The following is a 19,577-nucleotide window of genomic DNA, read 5'->3' on the forward strand; positions in this document are numbered from 1 at the left end:
GCTTCTCCTTATTTGTATGTGACTTGCTTGACGGCTGCGATGACCTCTTCGGTGGTGATCAGCGCGTGTTTCTCAAGGTTGGCGGCATAGGGCATCGGAACATCCTTGCCGGTGCAGTTGATGACAGGGGCGTCCAGATAATCAAACGCTTCCTGCATAATGACAGAACTGATGTAGCTGCCAACAGACCCTTGGGGCCAACCTTCTTCAACAGTCACGCAACGATTTGTTTTCATGACAGATTTGATGATGGCGGGCGTGTCCATGGGGCGCAATGTGCGCAGGTCGATAACTTCCGCTGATATACCTTCTTCAGCCAGTTTGTCTGCGGCTTCCAACGAATATTGCATGCCAATACCAAAGCTGACGATGGTCACATCTGTGCCTTCGCGCCAAATGCGGGCTTTGCCAAACGGGACCGTATAGTCGTCGATTTCCGGCACATCAAAACTGCGACCATACAGGATTTCGTTTTCTAAGAAGATCACAGGGTTGTTGTCGCGGATGGCTGTTTTCATCAGGCCTTTGGCGTCGGACGCCGAATAAGGCATCGCCACTTTCAAGCCAGGAACCTGCATGTACCATGCTGCATAATCTTGTGAATGCTGCGCGCCAACACGCGCCGCCGCACCGTTCGGGCCACGGAACACCATAGGCGCACCCATCTGACCACCGGACATATACAAAGTCTTCGCGGCAGAGTTGATGATGTGGTCAATCGCCTGCATGGCGAAGTTGAAGGTCATGAATTCGACAATAGGGCGCAACCCGCCAAAGGCCGCACCAGTTGCGATCCCGGCAAACCCGTGTTCCGTAATCGGCGTGTCGATCACACGCTTGGACCCGAATTCATCCAGCATACCTTGGGATATTTTATACGCACCTTGGTATTCGGCGACTTCTTCCCCCATCAAAAACACGTTCTCATCGCTGCGCATTTCTTCGGACATTCCGTCGCGCAAAGCTTCACGGACGGTTTGTTGCTTCAGTGTCGTGCCCTCGGGCCAGTCGGGCGAGGTGTCGACAACGGGGGCTGCAGGCACGTCAGAGACCGCCGCAGCGGCCGGTGCAGGTGCTGCTTCAGGTGCGGGGGCAGGGGCTGCTGCAGCCACATCGCCGACCTCTTCACCGTCTTCGACCAGAATGGCGATGGCAGTGTTCACTTTCACGCCTTCTGTACCGTCTTCGATCAGGATTTTGCCGATGACGCCTTCGTCGACGGCTTCAAATTCCATCGTGGCTTTGTCGGTTTCGATTTCAGCCATGATGTCACCGGATTTGACGGTGTCGCCTTCCTTTACGAGCCATTTGGCCAATGTGCCTTCTTCCATGGTGGGGGAGAGGGCGGGCATAAGAATTTCGGTAGCCATATCAGTCTCTCCTTCAGGCGTAGATGTCTGTCCAAAGCTCGTCCAAGGCGGGCTCTGGTGATGTTTTAGCGAATTCGGCGCTTTCGTTAACGACGGCCTTGATCTCTTTGTCGATGGCCTTCAGGTCGTCTTCAGTGGCGTGTTTGCCGGTCAGCAGCAACTCGCGCACCTGTTCAATGGGGTCACGTTCGTCGCGCATTTTCTGAACCTCTTCGCGGGTCCGGTACTTGGCGGGGTCAGACATGGAATGGCCACGGTAGCGATAGGTTTTGATTTCCAGAATGTAGGGGCCTTTGCCCGAACGGCAGTGCTTGACCGCTTCTTCGCCCGCGGCTTTGACGGCTAAAACGTCCATACCGTCGACGGCTTGGCCCGGGATACCAAAGCTTTTCCCACGTTCGTAAATCTCCGCGCTAGAGGTTGAGCGTTGCTGGGAGGTGCCCATGGCGTATTGGTTGTTCTCGATGACAAAGATGCAAGGTAGATCCCACAGCGCCGCCATATTGAAAGTTTCGTACACCTGACCCTGGTTGGCGGCACCGTCCCCGAAATAGGTAAAGGTGACGCGTCCATTGTCCTGATACTTGTCGGCAAAGGCCAAACCGGCGCCCAATGGAACCTGTGCGGCAACGATGCCGTGTCCGCCATAAAAATGTTTCTCTTTTGAGAACATGTGCATGGAGCCGCCCTTGCCTTTGGAATAACCGCCTTCGCGGCCCGTCAGCTCGGCCATGACGCCGTTGGGGTCCATACCGCAGGCCAACATGTGACCGTGGTCACGATAGGACGTTATGCGTTTGTCGCCATCCTCTGCTGCGGCTTCCAAGCCAACAACAACCGCTTCTTGACCAATATAAAGGTGACAAAACCCGCCGATCAGACCCATGCCGTAAAGTTGGCCTGCTTTTTCTTCAAAGCGTCGGATCAATAGCATGTCTTTGTAATATGCTTTCAATTCCTCGGCAGAAACATTCGGTTTCTTTGTGGTTTTGCGCGCAGCCATGCGGCCCCCTCCAATCAAAAGTAGTTTAGCGTTAAACTATCTTTTACAGGAAACGTGCCAGCATTGCGAGTGGCAATATGACGCAAAGGAAACAGCTGCGCATATAGCGAAGCTTACCCATGTGAATTCAGTACTTTAAATGGTTAAAATTAGCGAATGACGATTTCGTCTGCCCGCAGCATGCCCAGAACTTTTCGGGTCTGCTCGTCCAGCAAGTCCAAATCCAGATAGTCATCCGACAGACGCTTGGTCTGGTTTTCCATAACGGTCACTTCAGCCTGCACCATGGCAAGCTGCTGTGCCAGATCCGCGCCCTCTGCTTCAATCTCAACGCGTGCAAATAGGCCAAAGTCGCCCTGCACCGCGGCAAAGGTGAAATACACTGCCAGCGCAAAGGCCACAGCGAAAAAGAAAAATGTACCCAAAGCTGGGCGGGATGTGCGGTTCATTATGTCTGCCTCAAACCACCTCTTTGCGGGTGGGTGGGCGCACTATGCCATAGGTGATTCGCTAAGTGAATCCCCTAAAACCACGCCGCTACCCTTTTCCGATCAGGTAATGGGCCAGACGCGACACGACAAAGCGCGGGGCGATCCGGGGCATGAAACCAAAAACCTTGTTCATCAGACCCGGCACAACGATGCGCTTGCCGATCCGGCTTTCAAGCCAACCCAGTTCAGCCACGTCAAAGGCTTTCGCGATCATGCCGGTTTTCAACATGCGCACACCGTCCATTTTGGCGTTGTCGAAGAATTCGGTTTGTGTCGCACCGGGGCACAAGGCGGTCACGGTCACTGTGCTGTCGCGCAATTCTTCTGCAACAGCTTCTGATAGGGACAGCACATAGGCTTTTGATGCAGAGTAAACCGCCATATTCGGCCCTGGCATGAAACCCGCCAAAGACGCCACGTTCAAAATGCGACCGCCACCTGCAGCTTCCATATGCGGAATGGCTGCTTTCATCAAGAAGGTGAGCGCGGTCATGTTCACCTGCATGGACGCCAGTTCACGTGCCCAATCGTCGCCATCGCCGAAGGTGCCATTGCGCCCAAGGCCTGCGTTGTTCACCAACACATCAATGTGGCGGTCGGCGCTTGCGTCTTCCCACAAGGTTTTCACCGCATCCAGATCAGACAGGTCGGCTGGCAGAACAACGACGTCTCCGCCAAAACTGCGTAAGTCTTCCGCCAGCGCATTCAGCTTGTCTTCGGAACGGGCAGTCAGGATCAGATTGCGACCGGCCTTAGCAGCGATGCGGGCAAATTCGACGCCCAGCCCTGACGAAGCGCCTGTGATAAGTGTCCAAGTTGTCATGTCGGCCCCCTGTGTTCGGTGTGATTGACGTGTTCGGTGTGACGGATCGTACGAGCGTGAGGATTGGAAACGGACGGTGGTTCTTCAATCCTGACGCCTGCGAGAATTATGCGGTTAAGGCGGCAACACCGGGTAATTCTTTGCCTTCCATCCATTCCAAAAATGCACCACCGGCCGTCGAGATGTAAGTGAATTGATCTGCTGCCTCTGCCAGGTTCAACGCAGCCACCGTGTCACCACCACCTGCCACAGTGATCAAGGCACCGCTTTGAGTCAATTCGGCCGCAGCCTTGGCGGCTTCCATTGTGGCAATGTCGAAGGGGGCAATTTCAAATGCGCCCAAAGGTCCGTTCCAGATCAATGTCTTCAGGCTTTCAAAGGCGGTAAGAATATCTGTGACGGATGCGTCACCCGCATCCAGAACCATTTGATCCGTGCCCAGTTTTGTATCCGCATTCAAAGGAACAAGATCATAGGCGGCACCCGCTTTGAATTCCCGCGACACGCGGCCGTCGACGGGTAAAATCACCTTGCACCCTGTCGCTTTGGCGTTGTCCAGGATCTCGCGTGCCGTATCTAGTAGATCATCCTCACGCAATGAACTGCCCATATCGGCCCCTAGGGCCGCCCAAAAGGTGTTGGCCATGCCGCCACCGATGATCAGCACGTCCAGTTTGGTGACGAGGTTGGTCAGCAGATCGATCTTGGTTGATACCTTCGCACCACCCACCACCGCGCCGACAGGGCGTTCCGGTGCCGACAAGGCCGCCTCAAGTGCGGTCAGTTCCGCCTGCATCAAACGGCCCGCACACGATGGCAGCAGTTTAGCCAAACCTTCGGTGCTGGCGTGGGCGCGGTGGGCAGCAGAAAAGGCATCGTTGCAATAGACGTCACCCAAACGGGCCAGACGGGCTGCAAAGTCGGGGTCGTTTGCTTCTTCACCCGGATAAAAGCGGATATTTTCCAAAAGCAGAATATCCGCATTTTCGGCCTCCGCTGTTCGGGCTTCGGCGCCTTCGAGGGTTTCGGCCAAAACGACTTTGCGCCCGAACGCGTCTTCAAGGGCGGGCAGACAGACGCGCAGGCTTAAATCCAACGCAACCTTGCCTTTGGGCCGCCCAAAATGGGCGATCAAAACCGGGCGTCCACCTTTTGCAAGAATGTCCGCGACGGTGGGGGCGATGCGTTCAATGCGCGTGGCATCGGTGACGTGACCCGCTTCAACGGGAACATTGATGTCGACACGGACCAAAACGCGTTTGCCGTGCAAATCCATGTCGTCCAACGTCTTCCATGCTTTGGGTGAGGCCATGTCGCGTTCCTTCTGGTTTTGTCGCAATCGCGCTTTGTTTTGCTGGAATCCCTAGCAAGGTCAATGGAGATTAAGGGTGCGACTTGGCTTTCATCGCGCCACAGCTTAGGTATCGGACAAGTATAATGACAGGAGAGCCCCATGGCCGACATCAAAGACCCCGAAAACACGATCCTTATGGAACTAAAAGATGGTACCGTGACCATCGAACTGATGCCAAAAGTTGCACCGAAACACGTAGAACGCATGAAGACATTGGTGCGTGCCGGTGCTTATGACAACGTGTGCTTCCACCGCGTGATCGATGGTTTTATGGCGCAAACAGGCGATGTGGCCAACGGCAACATGGAACAGGATTTCAACATCCGTATGGCTGGTACAGGCGGGTCCGAACATCCTGACCTTCCGGCGGAATTCTCAAAACTGCCACATTGCCGTGGGTCAATTGGTGCGGCGCGTTCGGCAAACCCGGACAGCGCCAACAGCCAGTTTTTCATCAACTTTTCAGACAATGACTTCCTGAACGGACAATACACTGTTTACGGGCAGGTCACTTCCGGCATGGACATCGTCGATGCGATCACGCGTGGCGAACCGCCTGTGTCACCAGACCGTATGATTTCGATGAAAGTCGCTGCAGATGCGTAAGCTTGCATGCCTTCTGGCAGTTCTGGGGGCCCCTGCGTTTGCGGGCGGCCTTCAGGTCGAAGTTGCGGGCGAAGGGGCCAATGGCACCTTTACCATCGATTTGTTTGAAGATGTTGCACCCAACCACGCGGCACGGTTGAAACAGTTGGCGGCGGAAGGGGCGTATGACAGTGTTGTGTTCCACCGTGTGATTGACGGTTTCATGGCGCAGACGGGTGATGTCGAATTTGGCAAAGTCGGTGCCGATATGCGCCGTGCTGGCACGGGCGGCTCACAAATGGATGACCTGAACCAAGAGTTTTCGGACATTCCCTACGACAGCGCCGGTATCGTGGGTATCGCACGCAGTCAGGATGTGAACAGTGCCAACAGCCAGTTTTTCATCATGTTCGGCGCCTATCCGTCCTTAAACGGGCAATACACCGTGGTCGGCAAAGTGACCGAAGGGCAGGACGTTGTTGATGCCATCAAACGTGGCAAAGGCCGCAACGGTGCTGTGATTGGCGCGCCTGACTATATGAAAAAAGTAACTGTGATCGATTGATCAGATCTGGGCGCGGAGAATTTCAAATTCTCCGCGCCGTTTTCTTTCAAAGAAAACGGCGCCAGAGGTTCCCCCTGACGCCGCATCCCGACAGATATGTGTATGTGTTTAGCCCTGCGGGGGTTTAGGCGCCACAGGCTTGGAACCGGAATTCAGCGGATCGTCCTGACGCTGCACAGACCCTTCGAAATGTGCACCGGATTCGATCGCAATGGTCTTGTGGATGATGTCACCCTCGACGCGCGCCGTAGATGTCAGGCGTACTTTCAAACCGCGCACACGACCCACAATGCGGCCGTTGATGACAACGTCGTCCGCGATCACTTCGCCTTTGATGGTTGCGGTTTCGCCAATGGTCAGCAGGTGCGCACGAATGTCGCCTTCCACAGTGCCTTCAACTTGAATGTCACCGGTGGTTTTCATGTTGCCTGTGATGTGCAGGTCCGTGGACAACACAGAGGCAGGGGGCTTCGCTTTGGGCGCGCTTGCCTTGAATTCACTTGGCTTCGGGGCAGGGGCCGCCGATTGTGCAGGTGCCGCTGGTGCCGCAGGCTTTGCCGCGTCATCTTTAGGGCCGGGTTCGTTGATTTTGCTCTTAGAAAACATCGTTTGCTGCCTTGATATAGATCATTGGGTTAACTGCGCGTCCACCGACACGCACTTCATAGTGCAGGTGAACGCCGGTAACCCGTCCGGAGGCTCCCATATCACCAATGCGTTGCCCGCGCGAGACCCTTTGTCCAACTTTCACACGAAGTTTAGACAGGTGCGCGTAGCGGGTTTCAATGCCAAATTCGTGCTGAATTTTGACCAACCTACCGTATCCTGAGGACCAACCGGCATGAACCACAACACCGTCCGCTGTTGCATACAAAGGCGTGCCTAAACCGGCTGCAAAATCGACGCCTTTGTGCATCCTGCGGCCACCCGTTTTGGGATCGCGGCGCGGGCCAAATTGCGATGTAAAGCGGAACGCCGTTTTCACGGGGTTCGCAAATGGCGCTTTTTCAGCGGCAATACGGTATAGGTTCAAACGGTCCATTTCGGACAGGATCCGATTGGCGCGCAGCGTGTCTGCGGATGCTTCTTCACCGCGTGTTGAAAAGGACAACGGCGTCAAAGGGCCACCCTGACCGGAATACCCACGGCGGATCTGGTTGATGATCTGTTCGGTGGGCATGCCAGCGGCGCGGAACATTTTGTCCAAGGGCGCCACAGACACGGTCATCGCTTCTTCAAGCTGACGGAAAATCTGGTCGTTTTGGTCTTTCATGACCGCGATTTGCTGCTGCATCTGATCGGCTGCCAACAAGGCGTCCTGTGCATCGCGTTCGATCTGGTCACGTTCTGCGGCTGTTGCGGCGAGGGCTTCGGCCACAAAACCCATTGGTGCGCCGCCACCGGCGCTGGCCAGGGCTGTACCGGATCCGCCTGATTGCACTTGTTCTTCAAGCTCTGCCAGTTTTGTGCGTGCGGCTTCGCGGTCTTTCATCGTGCCGCGCAGCGTGGCCTGGATCACTTCGATGCCCGTTTCCAATTCACGGCGGTGCGTCTCGGAGTTCAACAGCTCGGATTGCATGACAGAAATCTGCGCCAGTGCGGCGTTGAACCGTTCCTGCGCGGCCAAAGCTTCTTCGGCGCGGCTGTCACGTTGTGACGACAGTTCATGAAGGCGGGCTTGATAGTTCTTCTGATCCCGCTTGGCTTGTTCGCGGAAGTTTCCGGCGCCAATGCTGTCCATCAGAATGATCGCAGTTGCCACAATGGCCCAAGCCACCAACAACGCGGAACCCGCAAACGCCAGCAGTTGGGTGCCGGGGCGTAAGCGAATAAATCGTGTGTCCGTGTCTGACTTCAAAAACACGCGGCGTTCTGGAAAATATTTTTCCAGAATTGAATTAATTTTTGTACCGAGACCGTTTCGCACGAAATCTGCCCTCTTTTCATCCCATCGCGGCGCTTCGGTCCCCACACCGCACCTTGTCAGGCCCGTGGATAGAGGTCTGGCGGCCTTGCGGCAACCCTTAGGGCTTGTGGATCAGCACAACTGCGTCCAATTGTGTCAAATTGGCAAAAAACCGCCGACTTAAAAGGACTTGGCAGACTACTTTAACGTGCGTGTTCTTACTAAGATACCGCGAGCGGCCAGTAAAAGTCGGGAGGGATGCCTGCGTCTGCACGTTTTTCTTCATTGAACGGAGGCTTCAAAGCGCCATGGAAATAACGCTGCACCAGATCATGAAAAGCGTCTTTGGGGTCCAATTCATGGCGCCCGCACAGGAAGTGAAACCATTTTGATCCATAGGCCACATGGGCCACTTCTTCGGCGTAAATGGTTTCCAATGCGGCAACCGCGCTGGCGGCTTTGGCTTGTTTGAATATCTTGATCATTCCCGGTGTGACATCAAGCCCGCGTGCTTCCAAAACCATGGGAACAACGGCCAGTCTGCCCATGAAATCTTCGGCGGTGTCTTCTGCTGCACGCCACATGCCTGCATGGGCTGGCAATGCACCATAGTGACTGCCAAGTTCTTCAAGGCAATCCGCCATCAGATTGAAATGTTTGGATTCTTCGTCGGCGGCCTTCACCCAGTCGTCATAAAAACCTATTGGCATTTTCACATGGGAAAAGCGTGCAATTATGTCCCAATGCAGATCAACAGCGTTCAATTCGATGTGGGCGACGGCATGTAGCAAAGCGATACGGCCCGCTTCTGAACCTGGTTTGCGATGGGGCACGTCGCGTGGGCTTAAAAGGTCCGGTTTATCCGGGCGCGAGGGTTGCATGGGTGGGGCCGCGTGACCGATGGCTGGCGTATCCCCGTTGGCACGCGCCGCTTGCCAAGCGGCGGCAAGTTTGCGCGACAAAGCAGTTTTTTCACGCCCACCCGCGCAGGTCAGAACCTGCACGGCCATTTCAGCCAGTGGGATCATAGGGCTTGCACCGCTTCAAGAACAGCTTCGGCGTGGCCGGGAACCTTCACTTTGGGCCAAACCTGCGCCACGTTGCCTGCCGCATCAATCAGCACTGTTGTGCGCTCAATCCCGAAATAGGTTTTGCCGTACATGTTTTTCTCTTTCCAAACGCCGTAATCTTCGCAGACCGTGGTATGTTCATCGGACAAAAGAGGGACAGTCAGGTTATGTTTAGCGGAAAATTTACCGTGTTTGGCGACAGTATCTTTAGACACGCCATAAACGATGGCGCCCGCATCGGCGAAAGCCTGCAAGTGTTCGGAAAATGCGATAGATTCCTTGGTGCACCCCGGCGTATCATCGCGGGGATAGAAATAAAGAACGACTTTCTGTCCGCGCAGGGCAGACAAGGTCACATCGGCGCCCTCGTGTTGGGGCATCGTAAAATCAGGGGCTGGGGCGGAAATCTCGAGCATGCTGGGCCTTATCGGTTGGATCGACTTGTATAAAAGTCACTGAGGGATCACATAATAGGTCGAGGCGAACAAGAATAAAGACATGAGCACAAAAACCGACACGCCAGTCGCGCCCCAAGAGGCCGCGCCAAAGCGCCGTTTGCGCCGGTTTGGCGCGTGGAGCTTCAGCGTTCTTTTTGTGCTGTCTTTGGCTGCCTTTGTCGGGATAATTGCGATGACGGGGCGCACGGTGACGGTGCCTGATTGGTTGCATGACCGCATCGAAGAACGTGCAAGCACGGCGTTTCCGGGGGGGACTGTTGTCTTTGGCGAAGCGCAATTTGTGGTGAACAACGGTTGGCGTCCGCGTGTGCGGGTGGAAGACTTGCAGGTCAAAAACAATCAGGGCATCCAGATCGTTGCGTTTTCCCAAGCAGAAGCCAGCCTTGCAATGCGCCCTTTGTTGCGCGGCGAAATCATTCCGAAGTCGATCAATCTGACAGGCGTGTTTGCGACGTTGTTACGGGATGCCGATGGGTCGGTGTCGTTGCGCGGTGGTGACGGTCTGGCACAGGCCCCTGCGCAAACTGCGGCGACCTTGCCAGAACTGATCGAAGGGCTGGACCGTGTGCTGCAGCTGCCGGGGCTGTCAGCTTTGGTCAATGCAGAGCTGCAAGCGCTGACGCTGCGTTACGAAGACGTGCGCATTGGAGAAGTCTGGGTGGTGGATGGCGGCCGTTTGCGTCTGTTGCGCGACGGCTCTGACCTTACGCTGGCTGCGGATTTGGCATTGCTGAGTGGCGGGGCAGGTGTCGCGACCCTTGCTGCGAACTATGCGTCAAAGATCGGCGAAACCAAGGCCGAGTTTGGTGTGAATATTTCCGACGTACAAGCCGACGACATCGCGACGCAAAGCCCTGCTTTGGCATGGCTTGAGGTTCTGCGTGCTCCGATTTCGGGGGCTTTGCGCAGCGGCGTGAACACGTCTGGGGGGTTGGCCCCGCTGAGTGCGACGCTGCAAATCGGGGCCGGTGTGCTGCAGCCGACCGAAGAAACCAAACCCATCCCTTTTGACAGTGCACGCAGCTACTTTACCTATGATCCTAGCCAACAAGTTATTGATTTTGCAGAGTTGTCTGTAAAAAGCAAATGGGTGTCAGGCCGGATGGAAGGCCAGGCGTTTCTAGGGGGGATGGAGGCCGGCGCGTTAGAGGACTTGATCGGGCAGTTCCGCTTTAGTGACCTGCAGTTCAATCCCGCCGATTTGTATGATCAGGCGATCGCGTTTGATGCGGCGGACATGGATTTCCGCCTGACGCTCAACCCGTTCAAGGTCAGCTTGGGGCAGATGCAAGTGCGCGACTCGGACCAGTCACTGATCCTGAAAGGCGACCTTGCTGCGGAGGCAAAGGGGTGGCGCTACGGTGTGGATGCGCGCATGGACGCCATCGCCTTGGACCGTCTGCTGGCGCTTTGGCCGGAACGTCTGGTGCCTCCGACGCGCAACTGGATCGCACAGAACATCACCAAAGGGAACTTGCGCGCCCTGGATGCATCGTTGCGCGGCGCCCCGGATCAAACACCTGATGTATACGCAAGTTTCGACTTTTCCGACGCGACAGTCCGCTACACCAAAACGCTGCCTCCCGTCGAAGGGGCGCAGGGCCAAGCCAGCTTTTTGGACAATCGCTTTGTGGCTGCGGTGGATGTGGGGCATGTTGTGGCGCCGCAAGGGGGGCGGATTAACGTTGCGGGGTCCGCGTTTATTATCCCCGATGTCACCATTAAAGGGGGGCCGCCGTCTGTTGCACGGCTGCGCACATCCGGTACGATCACATCGGCACTGGCAATGCTGAACGCGCCGCCTTTGAATGTGATGACAAAGGCAGGGTTTGCAGAAACACTTGCAGATGGACAGGCTGAACTGGAAGGCACGTTGTCCATCCCTCTGAAAACAGGGTTAACGACCCAAGAGATCGGTTATGATGTTGTGGGTGTTTTGCGGGGTGTGAAAACGGACCAGCTTGTGCCCGGCAAAACCATGGCCGCTGACAGCTTGCGCGTTGTGGCCTCGTCTTCCGGGGTCGAGATCAGCGGTCAGGGCAGGCTTGGCGCTGTGCCGTTTGATGCGGTTTGGGCGCAGCCGCTTGGTGCAGAGGCGGCCTTTGGCAGCACAGTGCGCGGCACAGTCGAATTGTCCGAGCGCACCATCGATGAATTCAATATTGGCTTGCCGGCGGGCACAGTGTCGGGGCGTGGTATCGGTGAGATCGCACTTGATCTGGTGCCAGATACCCCCCCAAGTCTGCGGTTAACGTCCAATTTGCGCGGCTTGAAAATGGGGTTTGCCCCGCTTGGGTGGTCCAAACCGGCGCAAACAGCCGGAAAAATGGACGTCGTTGCAACCTTGGGCGACCAGGTGCGTGTGAACAAACTGGCGATAGACGCGCCGGGGTTGTCTGCCGCCGGTGACGTGACTTTAACAGATGGCGGGCTGGATCGCGCCAGCTTTTCGCGGGTGCGCGCGGGCACATGGCTGGATGCGCCCATCACACTTGTCGGGCAAGGCAGAAATGCGCCGCCACGTATTGAGGCGCGCGGTGGCACACTGGATCTGCGCACAGCTGATTTTAGCGGATCGGGCGCGGGTGCTGGCGGACGCAGTGGCCCTATGACCGTCAGCTTTGATCGCTTGCAGATCACTGACAGCATCGCGCTGACGGATATGCGCGGGTCCTTCAAAACCCAAGGCGGTTTGGACGGTAAATTCACCGGCCGCGTGAACGGTGGTGCAACCGTCACAGGCCGCATTTTGCCACAAAACGGGCGCAGCGCGGTCCGGATCACGGGCATCGACGCGGGCGCGGTGTTTGCATCCGCAGGGCTTTTGAAACAGGCGCGCGGTGGGGACCTGTCATTGACTTTGTTGCCAGTGGGGCGTGACGGCGCGTTTGATGGCAAATTGACTGTGACAAGCACACGCATCAAAGACGCTCCTGCCATCGCAGCCTTGTTGAACGCACTTAGCATTGTGGGCCTGCTGGAACAGATGGGGGGATCGGGCATCCATTTTCAGGAAATCGAAGCTGATTTTCGCCTGACGCCATCAACAATGACATTGACTCAGGCCAGCGCCGTGGGCCCGTCAATGGGGATTTCGATGGACGGAGTTTATGCCGTGGATTCAGGGCGTTTGGACATGCGCGGTGTTGTATCCCCGATCTATCTTGTGAACGGGATCGGCAGTTTGTTCACGCGCAAAGGTGAAGGATTGATCGGGTTCAATTATAATCTGTCCGGGCAAGCCAAGAATCCGCGGGTCCAGGTGAACCCCTTGTCGGCTTTAACGCCGGGAATGTTTCGTAATATCTTCCGTGCACCCCCCCCAAAGGTGCCGGAACTGGAAGGGGGTGGGGCGCCCACACCCAAAGCGCTTTTGCCGGACGGGGGCGCGGTGAAAGAAAAACCGAAACGGCGACCGAACTTGGTTGAGGATCGGTAACCAAGTGCCTAAATGGCGCTTATGAAACTGAGTGATTTCGATTTTGACCTGCCCGAAGCATTGATTGCGACCCGCCCTGCGGTGCCGCGCACTTCCGCGCGTCTGTTGGTGGCGCAGGCCGATCAGATCACCAACAGCACAGTCAGCGATTTGACATCGTGGTTGCGACCCGGCGATCGGCTGGTTTTGAACAACACGCGGGTTATTCCGGCGCGGTTGTCTGGCACGCGGGCGCGGCAATCGGCACAAGGGGCCACCGAGGCGCGCATCGAAGTCACCTTGCTGGAACCACGCGCCGATGGGGCATGGTCGGCGTTGTTGAAGCCTTTGAAAAAGGTAAAAATTGGCGAAAAAATCCGGTTTTCCGATGCTTTGACTGCGGTTTTGGAAGGCACCGGCGACGGGCAAGGCTATCTGCGGTTTAATCTGCTTGGGGATGATTTCGACGCAGCCCTTTCAAAGGCTGGCGCCATGCCATTGCCCCCCTATATTGCGGCAAAACGACCAGCAGATGCACAAGACCACACCGACTACCAAACTGTCTTTGCAAAACATTCTGGCGCCGTAGCTGCACCAACCGCGTCGCTGCATTTTGACGAAGCATTGCTACAAAAGCTGCGCGACATGGGCGTGACCTTCAGCTACGTGACGTTGCATGTGGGGGCGGGCACATTTTTGCCGGTGAAAGTTGACGATATACTGACCCATAAAATGCACGCGGAATGGGGATGTGTTGAAGCTGCGGCAGTACAAGAAATCGAAGCCACCAAAGCGGCAGGCGGGCGGGTGATCCCTGTCGGGACGACGGCGCTGCGGTTGATAGAAACGGCAGCGCAAAGCGGACGTCTTCGCGCCTTTGAGGGCGACACCGACATCTTTATCTACCCAGGCTTCACTTTTCGTGTGGCCGACGGGTTGATGACCAACTTCCATCTGCCAAAATCGACACTGATGATGCTTGTATCTGCCTTGATGGGGCAGGATGCGATACGAAATATTTACGCGCATGCCATATCGGACGGGTATCGCTTTTTCTCGTATGGGGATTCGTCTTTGCTGTTTCCCAAACCGCCCACAGATTGATCTTTTTGCGTCTTTTCGCATCCGACAATTATTTTAAATCAAATACGACCTCGCCCGCGTCGCAGACAGTGCCGACAGGGCGCTTAGCTTCGTGTCACAGCGGGGCAATATCAATCGGAGATTGTCATGGTTCAAGTTCTTTCCAGCGCGTGGGCGTTGCTGTTTGGCATTGGTTTGCTGATGATCGGCAACGGCATGCAAGGCACATTATTGGGCATTCGGGGTGAAATAGAAGGCTTTGATACGCTTCAGATGTCTATTGTGATGTCTGCGTATTTTGTGGGGTTTCTCGGCGGATCGCGCATGGCCACAGGTATGATCCGCCGTGTGGGTCACGTGCGGGTTTTTGCGGCTTTGGCGTCGTTGATTTCGGCTGTGATGATCTTGTATCCGACCTACACGGAAGTCTGGGTTTGGACATTGGGCCGGGTCTTGATCGGATTTTGCTTTTCGGCGGTGTATGTAACTGCGGAAAGCTGGCTGAACGATGCGGCCAGCAACGAAAACCGCGGACAGGCTTTGTCGCTTTATATGATTGTGCAAACAGCCGGCATCGTTTTGGCACAGGTGTTGATGGTGACAGCGGACCCGTCGGGCTATGTTTTGTTTGTCATTCCGTCGATTTTGGTCAGCATCGCCGTGACGCCGATTTTGCTGTCGATCAGTCCGACGCCCGCGTTTGATACGACAAAACCCATGAGCTTGCGTGAGCTGGCCAAAGTATCGCCATTGGGATTTGTGGGGATGTTTCTGCTGGGTGGTATCTTTGCTGCGCAATTCGGGATGTCTTCGGTCTATGGCGCCGAAGCGGGTCTGAGCGTGGCGCAGATTTCGACCTTTGTTGCGATGTTCTTTATCGGCGCGATGATCCTGCAATACCCCATCGGGTGGATGTCAGATCGGGTGGACCGGCGGGCCCTGGTTCTGTTTGTGGCGATTGGCGGCCTGTTTGGCGCTATTATCGGTATGATCTACGGCGAAGATTTCAACATGCTGTTGATGTCCGCCTTTTTGATGGGCGGAATGTCCAATCCGCTGTATTCGCTGCTTTTGGCACACACAAACGACTTCTTGGAACACGACGACATGGCCGCAGCGTCCGGAGGACTGGTTTTTGTGAACGGGCTGGGGGCGATTTTCGGACCGATTATCACGGGCTGGATGATGCGTGAAATGGGGCCGTCCGGGTTCTTTTTGTTCACAGCGATCCTGTTTGTAGCTTTGGTGATCTACACAGGGTATCGCACAACGCAGCGTCCCACAGTTCCTGTCGAAGAAACAGGCAGTTACGTTCCTATGGCCCAAACTGCCATGACGGCTGTTGCGGTTGAAATTGCGCAGGAATACGCCATTGAAACGGAACTTGAGGAAGAAAATGACCAAACGACATCATAATGTGACGGAGATGTCGCAAATCGTGAGTCGCCTCCCTATCTCAACGCGGTAACATAGAAGAAACTGCGCTGTGGAAACGGGAGTAAAACCATGGTTGGTCCTGAGGACGTGTTAAAGTTTTGGTTGGATGATTTGCAACCAAAGGACTGGTACAAAGACGACGAGGCGCTGGATCAACAGATCCGCGACACGTTTCTGAGCACGTGGGAAGGGGCATCTGAAGGACGATTTTCGCTGTGGTTGACCTACCCCAGCGGCGCTTTGGCCTATATTTTGCTAACGGATCAGTTGTCACGCAACATGTTCCGCGGCACAGGCCGCGCATTTTCCAGTGACAGGCTTGCGTTGGCTGCTGCGAAATCTGCGATCGCCAAAGGCTGGGACATGAAGATCGATGAACCCGCCCGGCAATTTTTCTATTTGCCTTTGATGCATTCCGAAAACCTGTGTGATCAGGACCGCTGCGTGCGCTTGATCTGTGAACGCATGCCGATCGGACGCGAGGACAATTTGATCCATGCGCGTGCGCACCGCGATGTCATCCGCCAGTTTGGTCGCTTCCCTTACAGGAATGCGGCTCTTGGGCGCAGCTCCACGTCGCAGGAAGATGCCTATTTGGCCGGTGGCGGGTACGGCAGCACCTTGCGTCAGCTACAGGCGGCCAAAGCGGCTTAAACCGATACCTGTCCGTTTGGACAAAGACGGTAGGCGCGAAACATGATGCATCCTGCGGCGTTTATGTCGCGGGACTTTGGATTGTGTGTTTTCAAAAATTAGTTTAATGGTAAACTACTTTTTGAGATACCTGCAAGCTGAGGGCAATATTATGGCAACTTCTTATGATCTTATCGTGATTGGCGCAGGACCGGGCGGTTACGTCGCTGCGATCCGCGGTGCGCAGCTGGGTATGAAAGTCGCCATTGTGGAACGCGAGCATTTGGGCGGCATTTGTCTGAACTGGGGCTGCATCCCGACCAAAGCGATGTTGCGATCGTCAGAAGTGTTCCACTTGATGCACCGCGCCAAGGAATTTGGTCTGAAGGCGGATGGCATCGGATACGACCTTGATGCTGTGGTGAAAAGATCGCGCAAAGTGGCAGGGCAGTTGTCGGGTGGCATCGGGCATCTGATGAAAAAGAACAAAGTTACCGTTTACATGGGCGCGGCCACGTTACCTGCCAAGGGCAAAGTCAGCGTGAAAACCGACAAAGGTTCGCAAGAGCTGACTGCGAAGAACATCGTGTTGGCGACAGGTGCGCGGGCCCGCGAATTGCCAGGACTAGAGGCAGATGGTGATCTGGTCTGGACCTACAAACACGCACTGACGCCAAAACGTATGCCGAAGAAACTTTTGGTGATCGGGTCCGGTGCCATCGGTATCGAATTTGCCAGCTTCTACAATACGCTGGGTGCAGACACGACAGTCGTCGAAGTGATGGACCGCGTGTTGCCGGTCGAGGACGCGGAAATTTCGGCCTTTGCCAAAAAATCTTTCGAAAAGCAGGGCATGAAGATCATGCAAAAAGCAATGGTCAAACAGCTTGACCGTAGCAAAGGCAAGGTGACGGCTCATATCGAAAAAGATGGCAAAATTGAAAAGATTGACTTTGATACAGTCATTTCAGCTGTTGGAATTGTTGGAAATGTAGAAGGTCTGGGTCTGGAAGAACTGGGCGTAAAACTGGATCGCACCCATGTTGTGACGGATGAATTCTGCCGAACCGGCATTGACGGGCTTTATGCCATTGGTGACATTGCAGGTGCGCCCTGGCTGGCACACAAAGCAAGCCATGAAGGTGTAATGGTGGCTGATCTGATCGCTGGCAAACATGCACATCCTGTGAAGCCCGAAACCATTGCTGGATGCACATACTGTCATCCCCAGGTGGCGTCGGTGGGGTACACCGAAGCCAAGGCAAAAGAACTTGGCTACGACATCAAAGTTGGCCGTTTTCCGTTTATCGGCAACGGCAAGGCCATCGCACTGGGAGAACCTGAAGGCTTGGTCAAGACGATCTTTGACGCGAAAACCGGCGAACTGTTGGGCGCGCACATGATCGGGGCCGAAGTGACTGAGCTGATTCAAGGCTATGTCGTGGGGCGCCAACTGGAGACCACGGAAGAAGACTTGATGAACACGGTCTTCCCCCATCCGACCCTTTCTGAAATGATGCACGAAAGTGTCTTGGACGCCTACGACCGTGTGATCCATATGTGATCCGCGACGGGGCGTCCGCAACCCGAAGGTCGCCCCATGCCCAGCCTGAACCGTGTCGTAATGCAGCGCAACAGCCGCCGTATGATCAATGGGCTGGAGCCCGAATTGCTGGACGTGGCTGAAGTGTCTGGCAAATGGGGTGAAATGTTCACCTTCAAATCCTACAAGCAGTACCGTTACCCCGAATACGATGTCTGCGCAGGACCCTATGAGGATGCGCAAGGCAAGCCTTTGAAGTTTGATTTGATCTTGGCCAACCAAGTTTGGGAACACCTTGACCGTCCCTATGCCGCGACACGCAATGTGCTGAAAATGCTGCGTAAAGGTGGGTACTTCTGGGTGGCTGTGCCTTTCTATATCCCGTTTCATGCGGCCCCGATGGACAATTCGCGCTGGTCTGCACGCGGCCTGAAAAACCTGCTGATTGAAGCGGGTTTTGATGAAGATGCCATCGTGGCCAAGCAATGGGGCAATCGCAACGCGGCGCGGCGCAACATGGAAGACCTCTGGCCGCCCGCGTACCGCAAAGACGAAGACAGTCTTGAAAACGATCCCGAAATGCCGATTTGCGCCTGGGCGTTGGCCCGAAAAACATGACCACATCTTTCGGGCGTGTGTTTTTGTTGTGGGGCGCGGGGTTGGGGGCTGCAGCGCAATACGCCAAGGTCAGCGTGATTTTTGACCAATTGCCGGACCTCTACCCTGACGCTGGCGCGTGGTTGGGATGGGCTGTGTCCCTTGTTGGTTTGGTCGGGATCATCTTTGGCGTTGCGGCCGGGCTTTTGGTGGCGCGTCTGCGCTACAAACGCGCGTTGATCTGGGCGCTTTGGTTGGGGGCAGGGATTTCTGCGCTGCAGGGCCTTGGCTTGCCGCTTTGGGGATTTCTGACGCTGCGTGCCATAGAGGGGCTGTCCCATTTGGGCCTTGTTGTGGCAGCACCCACATTGATCGCGCAGCTGTCCGCGCCGCAGCATCGCGGATTTACGTTAACCTTGTGGGGGACGTTCTTTGGTGTCGCATTTGCTGTGCTGACGTGGGGCGGTTTGCCCATGGTTGCAGCCTATGGGGTTACAAGCCTGTTTTGGGCGCATGGCGTGTATATGGCTGTTTTTGCTGTGGTTTTGACTTTTTCACTACAAGTTTTGCCTGAAAGCACCCCAATCACGCGGTTTTCGTTGCGGCAACTCATAAAAGATCACGGCGCTATTTACCGGTCACCCCGTGTTGCGGCTGCGGGGATGGGCTGGTTGTTCTACACTTTTTGTTTTGTGTCCGTGCTCACCGTGATGCCGCCGTTTCTTGCCCCAGACTACCGGGCGATTGTAATGGGGGCGATGCCACTGGCGTCTATTGTCAGTTCAATGACCTTGGGCGTGTATCTGTTGCGCTCGATGTCTGCGGTCAGCGTGGTTGTCTTGGGGTTTGGCAGCAGCTTTGCGGTGATGGGCTGGCTTTGGGTGTCTCCGGGCCATGCGTGGGCGTGTCTGGCGTTGGCCGCTACGCTGGGGCTCATTCAGGGCGCAAGCTTTGCAGCTGTACCGCAGCTAAACGACACTGCCGCGACACAAGCGCAGGCCAACGGTGCTATGGCGCAAATGGGCAATCTGGGAAATACATTGGGCACACCGGTCATCGTGGCGGGCTTGTTGTGGTTGGGATATGCCGCGTTGCCAATTTTTGTCGGCACCGCGCTGGCCTTGGGACTTTGTACACATTTGGTGCTGGCGCGGTTACGCAACACTTAATGTTCCGTCTATGTTCTCTTTTTTTCGTTGGAGAATCCCGCGCAGCCCACTATGTGTGACGTAACACCTCGG

General features: G+C 55.5%; 18 protein-coding genes. 9 read left to right on the forward strand and 9 right to left on the reverse strand.

Features of this window, described 5'->3' with window-relative positions; translation table 11 throughout:
- Positions 1 to 8: 8 nt before the first annotated feature.
- From ASD8599_RS08050 to ASD8599_RS08070, 5 genes are all read right to left on the reverse strand, one after another.
- Positions 9 to 1,370, reverse strand: a complete 1,362-nt coding sequence (locus ASD8599_RS08050; RefSeq protein WP_108828051.1) for a pyruvate dehydrogenase complex E1 component subunit beta — start codon at positions 1,368 to 1,370, stop codon at positions 9 to 11.
- Between the two features lie 13 nt (positions 1,371 to 1,383).
- Positions 1,384 to 2,373 (reverse strand): pyruvate dehydrogenase (acetyl-transferring) E1 component subunit alpha, encoded by a 990-nt coding sequence (gene pdhA / locus ASD8599_RS08055; RefSeq protein ID WP_108828052.1) that lies wholly within the window; start codon positions 2,371 to 2,373, stop codon positions 1,384 to 1,386.
- Between the two features lie 149 nt (positions 2,374 to 2,522).
- Entirely contained in the window at positions 2,523 to 2,822 is a 300-nt protein-coding gene (locus ASD8599_RS08060; RefSeq protein WP_108828053.1) for a septum formation initiator family protein, read from the reverse strand.
- 88 nt (positions 2,823 to 2,910) lie between these two features.
- A complete protein-coding gene (locus ASD8599_RS08065) occupies positions 2,911 to 3,687 on the reverse strand; it encodes an SDR family NAD(P)-dependent oxidoreductase (RefSeq protein WP_108828054.1) in 777 nt (258 codons plus the stop codon).
- Between the two features lie 106 nt (positions 3,688 to 3,793).
- Positions 3,794 to 4,999 carry a phosphoglycerate kinase gene (locus ASD8599_RS08070; RefSeq protein ID WP_245925973.1) on the reverse strand — a complete coding sequence of 402 codons (1,206 nt, stop codon included), beginning with the start codon at positions 4,997 to 4,999 and terminating at the stop codon, positions 3,794 to 3,796.
- Between the two features lie 141 nt (positions 5,000 to 5,140).
- On the opposite strand from ASD8599_RS08070, the gene ASD8599_RS08075 reads away from it, so the two are divergent.
- Positions 5,141 to 5,647 (forward strand): peptidylprolyl isomerase, encoded by a 507-nt coding sequence (locus ASD8599_RS08075; protein ID WP_108828055.1) that lies wholly within the window; start codon positions 5,141 to 5,143, stop codon positions 5,645 to 5,647.
- Positions 5,640 to 6,191 carry a peptidylprolyl isomerase gene (locus ASD8599_RS08080; protein ID WP_108828056.1) on the forward strand — a complete coding sequence of 184 codons (552 nt, stop codon included), beginning with the start codon at positions 5,640 to 5,642 and terminating at the stop codon, positions 6,189 to 6,191. Before ASD8599_RS08075 ends, ASD8599_RS08080 begins: the two co-directional genes overlap by 8 nt.
- Before the next feature lie 108 nt (positions 6,192 to 6,299).
- Here the strand turns inward: ASD8599_RS08080 and ASD8599_RS08085 are convergent, their stop codons facing one another.
- The 4 genes from ASD8599_RS08085 to ASD8599_RS08100 form a co-directional block, all read right to left on the reverse strand.
- Positions 6,300 to 6,797 carry a bactofilin family protein gene (locus tag ASD8599_RS08085; protein ID WP_108828057.1) on the reverse strand — a complete coding sequence of 166 codons (498 nt, stop codon included), beginning with the start codon at positions 6,795 to 6,797 and terminating at the stop codon, positions 6,300 to 6,302.
- Positions 6,787 to 8,118: a M23 family metallopeptidase gene (locus ASD8599_RS08090; protein ID WP_108830070.1), complete on the reverse strand. Its 1,332-nt coding sequence runs from the start codon at positions 8,116 to 8,118 to the stop codon at positions 6,787 to 6,789. Before ASD8599_RS08090 ends, ASD8599_RS08085 begins: the two co-directional genes overlap by 11 nt.
- Positions 8,119 to 8,318: 200 nt before the next feature.
- Positions 8,319 to 9,125, reverse strand: a complete 807-nt coding sequence (locus tag ASD8599_RS08095; protein WP_108828058.1) for a ferritin-like domain-containing protein — start codon at positions 9,123 to 9,125, stop codon at positions 8,319 to 8,321.
- Positions 9,122 to 9,583 carry a peroxiredoxin gene (locus tag ASD8599_RS08100; protein ID WP_108828059.1) on the reverse strand — a complete coding sequence of 154 codons (462 nt, stop codon included), beginning with the start codon at positions 9,581 to 9,583 and terminating at the stop codon, positions 9,122 to 9,124. Before ASD8599_RS08100 ends, ASD8599_RS08095 begins: the two co-directional genes overlap by 4 nt.
- Positions 9,584 to 9,665: 82 nt before the next feature.
- Between ASD8599_RS08100 and ASD8599_RS08105 the strand changes: the two genes are divergently transcribed.
- The 7 genes from ASD8599_RS08105 to ASD8599_RS08135 all read left to right on the forward strand — a co-directional run bounded on the left by ASD8599_RS08105 (position 9,666) and on the right by ASD8599_RS08135 (position 19,505).
- On the forward strand, positions 9,666 to 13,064 hold the full coding sequence (locus ASD8599_RS08105; protein ID WP_108828060.1) for a YhdP family protein: 3,399 nt from the start codon (positions 9,666 to 9,668) through the stop codon (positions 13,062 to 13,064).
- A 21-nt stretch (positions 13,065 to 13,085) separates the two neighbouring features.
- Positions 13,086 to 14,147 carry a tRNA preQ1(34) S-adenosylmethionine ribosyltransferase-isomerase QueA gene (queA, locus tag ASD8599_RS08110; RefSeq protein ID WP_108828061.1) on the forward strand — a complete coding sequence of 354 codons (1,062 nt, stop codon included), beginning with the start codon at positions 13,086 to 13,088 and terminating at the stop codon, positions 14,145 to 14,147.
- Positions 14,148 to 14,273: 126 nt separating this feature from the next.
- Positions 14,274 to 15,542: an MFS transporter gene (locus ASD8599_RS08115; protein ID WP_108828062.1), complete on the forward strand. Its 1,269-nt coding sequence runs from the start codon at positions 14,274 to 14,276 to the stop codon at positions 15,540 to 15,542.
- A 90-nt stretch (positions 15,543 to 15,632) separates the two neighbouring features.
- Complete coding sequence (locus ASD8599_RS08120; protein ID WP_108828063.1) at positions 15,633 to 16,217, forward strand: DUF924 family protein; 585 nt, start codon at positions 15,633 to 15,635, stop codon at positions 16,215 to 16,217.
- Positions 16,218 to 16,365: 148 nt separating this feature from the next.
- Positions 16,366 to 17,760, forward strand: coding sequence for a dihydrolipoyl dehydrogenase (gene lpdA / locus ASD8599_RS08125; protein WP_108830071.1), 1,395 nt, complete (start codon positions 16,366 to 16,368; stop codon positions 17,758 to 17,760).
- A 36-nt stretch (positions 17,761 to 17,796) separates the two neighbouring features.
- Positions 17,797 to 18,357 carry a class I SAM-dependent methyltransferase gene (locus ASD8599_RS08130; RefSeq protein WP_181364438.1) on the forward strand — a complete coding sequence of 187 codons (561 nt, stop codon included), beginning with the start codon at positions 17,797 to 17,799 and terminating at the stop codon, positions 18,355 to 18,357.
- Entirely contained in the window at positions 18,354 to 19,505 is a 1,152-nt protein-coding gene (locus ASD8599_RS08135) for an MFS transporter (protein ID WP_108828064.1), read from the forward strand. The genes ASD8599_RS08130 and ASD8599_RS08135 overlap by 4 nt, the downstream gene beginning before the upstream one ends.
- Positions 19,506 to 19,577: the final 72 nt, after the last annotated feature.

Origin of the sequence: Ascidiaceihabitans donghaensis (genome assembly GCF_900302465.1) — a bacterium.
Lineage (GTDB): Bacteria > Pseudomonadota > Alphaproteobacteria > Rhodobacterales > Rhodobacteraceae > Ascidiaceihabitans > Ascidiaceihabitans donghaensis.

Excerpts from the sequence above, each read along its gene's own strand:
- ASD8599_RS08050 (WP_108828051.1), bottom strand. The coding sequence starts at position 1,370 with ATGGCTACCGAAATTCTTATGCCCGCCCTCTCCCCCACCATGGAAGAA.
- pdhA (WP_108828052.1), bottom strand. The coding sequence starts at position 2,373 with ATGGCTGCGCGCAAAACCACAAAGAAACCGAATGTTTCTGCCGAGGAA.
- ASD8599_RS08060 (WP_108828053.1), bottom strand. The coding sequence starts at position 2,822 with ATGAACCGCACATCCCGCCCAGCTTTGGGTACATTTTTCTTTTTCGCT.
- ASD8599_RS08065 (WP_108828054.1), bottom strand. The coding sequence starts at position 3,687 with ATGACAACTTGGACACTTATCACAGGCGCTTCGTCAGGGCTGGGCGTC.
- ASD8599_RS08070 (WP_245925973.1), bottom strand. The coding sequence starts at position 4,999 with ATGGCCTCACCCAAAGCATGGAAGACGTTGGACGACATGGATTTGCAC.
- ASD8599_RS08075 (WP_108828055.1), top strand. The coding sequence starts at position 5,141 with ATGGCCGACATCAAAGACCCCGAAAACACGATCCTTATGGAACTAAAA.
- ASD8599_RS08080 (WP_108828056.1), top strand. The coding sequence starts at position 5,640 with ATGCGTAAGCTTGCATGCCTTCTGGCAGTTCTGGGGGCCCCTGCGTTT.
- ASD8599_RS08085 (WP_108828057.1), bottom strand. The coding sequence starts at position 6,797 with ATGTTTTCTAAGAGCAAAATCAACGAACCCGGCCCTAAAGATGACGCG.
- ASD8599_RS08095 (WP_108828058.1), bottom strand. The coding sequence starts at position 9,125 with ATGATCCCACTGGCTGAAATGGCCGTGCAGGTTCTGACCTGCGCGGGT.
- ASD8599_RS08100 (WP_108828059.1), bottom strand. The coding sequence starts at position 9,583 with ATGCTCGAGATTTCCGCCCCAGCCCCTGATTTTACGATGCCCCAACAC.
- ASD8599_RS08105 (WP_108828060.1), top strand. The coding sequence starts at position 9,666 with ATGAGCACAAAAACCGACACGCCAGTCGCGCCCCAAGAGGCCGCGCCA.
- queA (WP_108828061.1), top strand. The coding sequence starts at position 13,086 with ATGAAACTGAGTGATTTCGATTTTGACCTGCCCGAAGCATTGATTGCG.
- ASD8599_RS08115 (WP_108828062.1), top strand. The coding sequence starts at position 14,274 with ATGGTTCAAGTTCTTTCCAGCGCGTGGGCGTTGCTGTTTGGCATTGGT.
- ASD8599_RS08120 (WP_108828063.1), top strand. The coding sequence starts at position 15,633 with ATGGTTGGTCCTGAGGACGTGTTAAAGTTTTGGTTGGATGATTTGCAA.
- ASD8599_RS08130 (WP_181364438.1), top strand. The coding sequence starts at position 17,797 with ATGCCCAGCCTGAACCGTGTCGTAATGCAGCGCAACAGCCGCCGTATG.
- ASD8599_RS08135 (WP_108828064.1), top strand. The coding sequence starts at position 18,354 with ATGACCACATCTTTCGGGCGTGTGTTTTTGTTGTGGGGCGCGGGGTTG.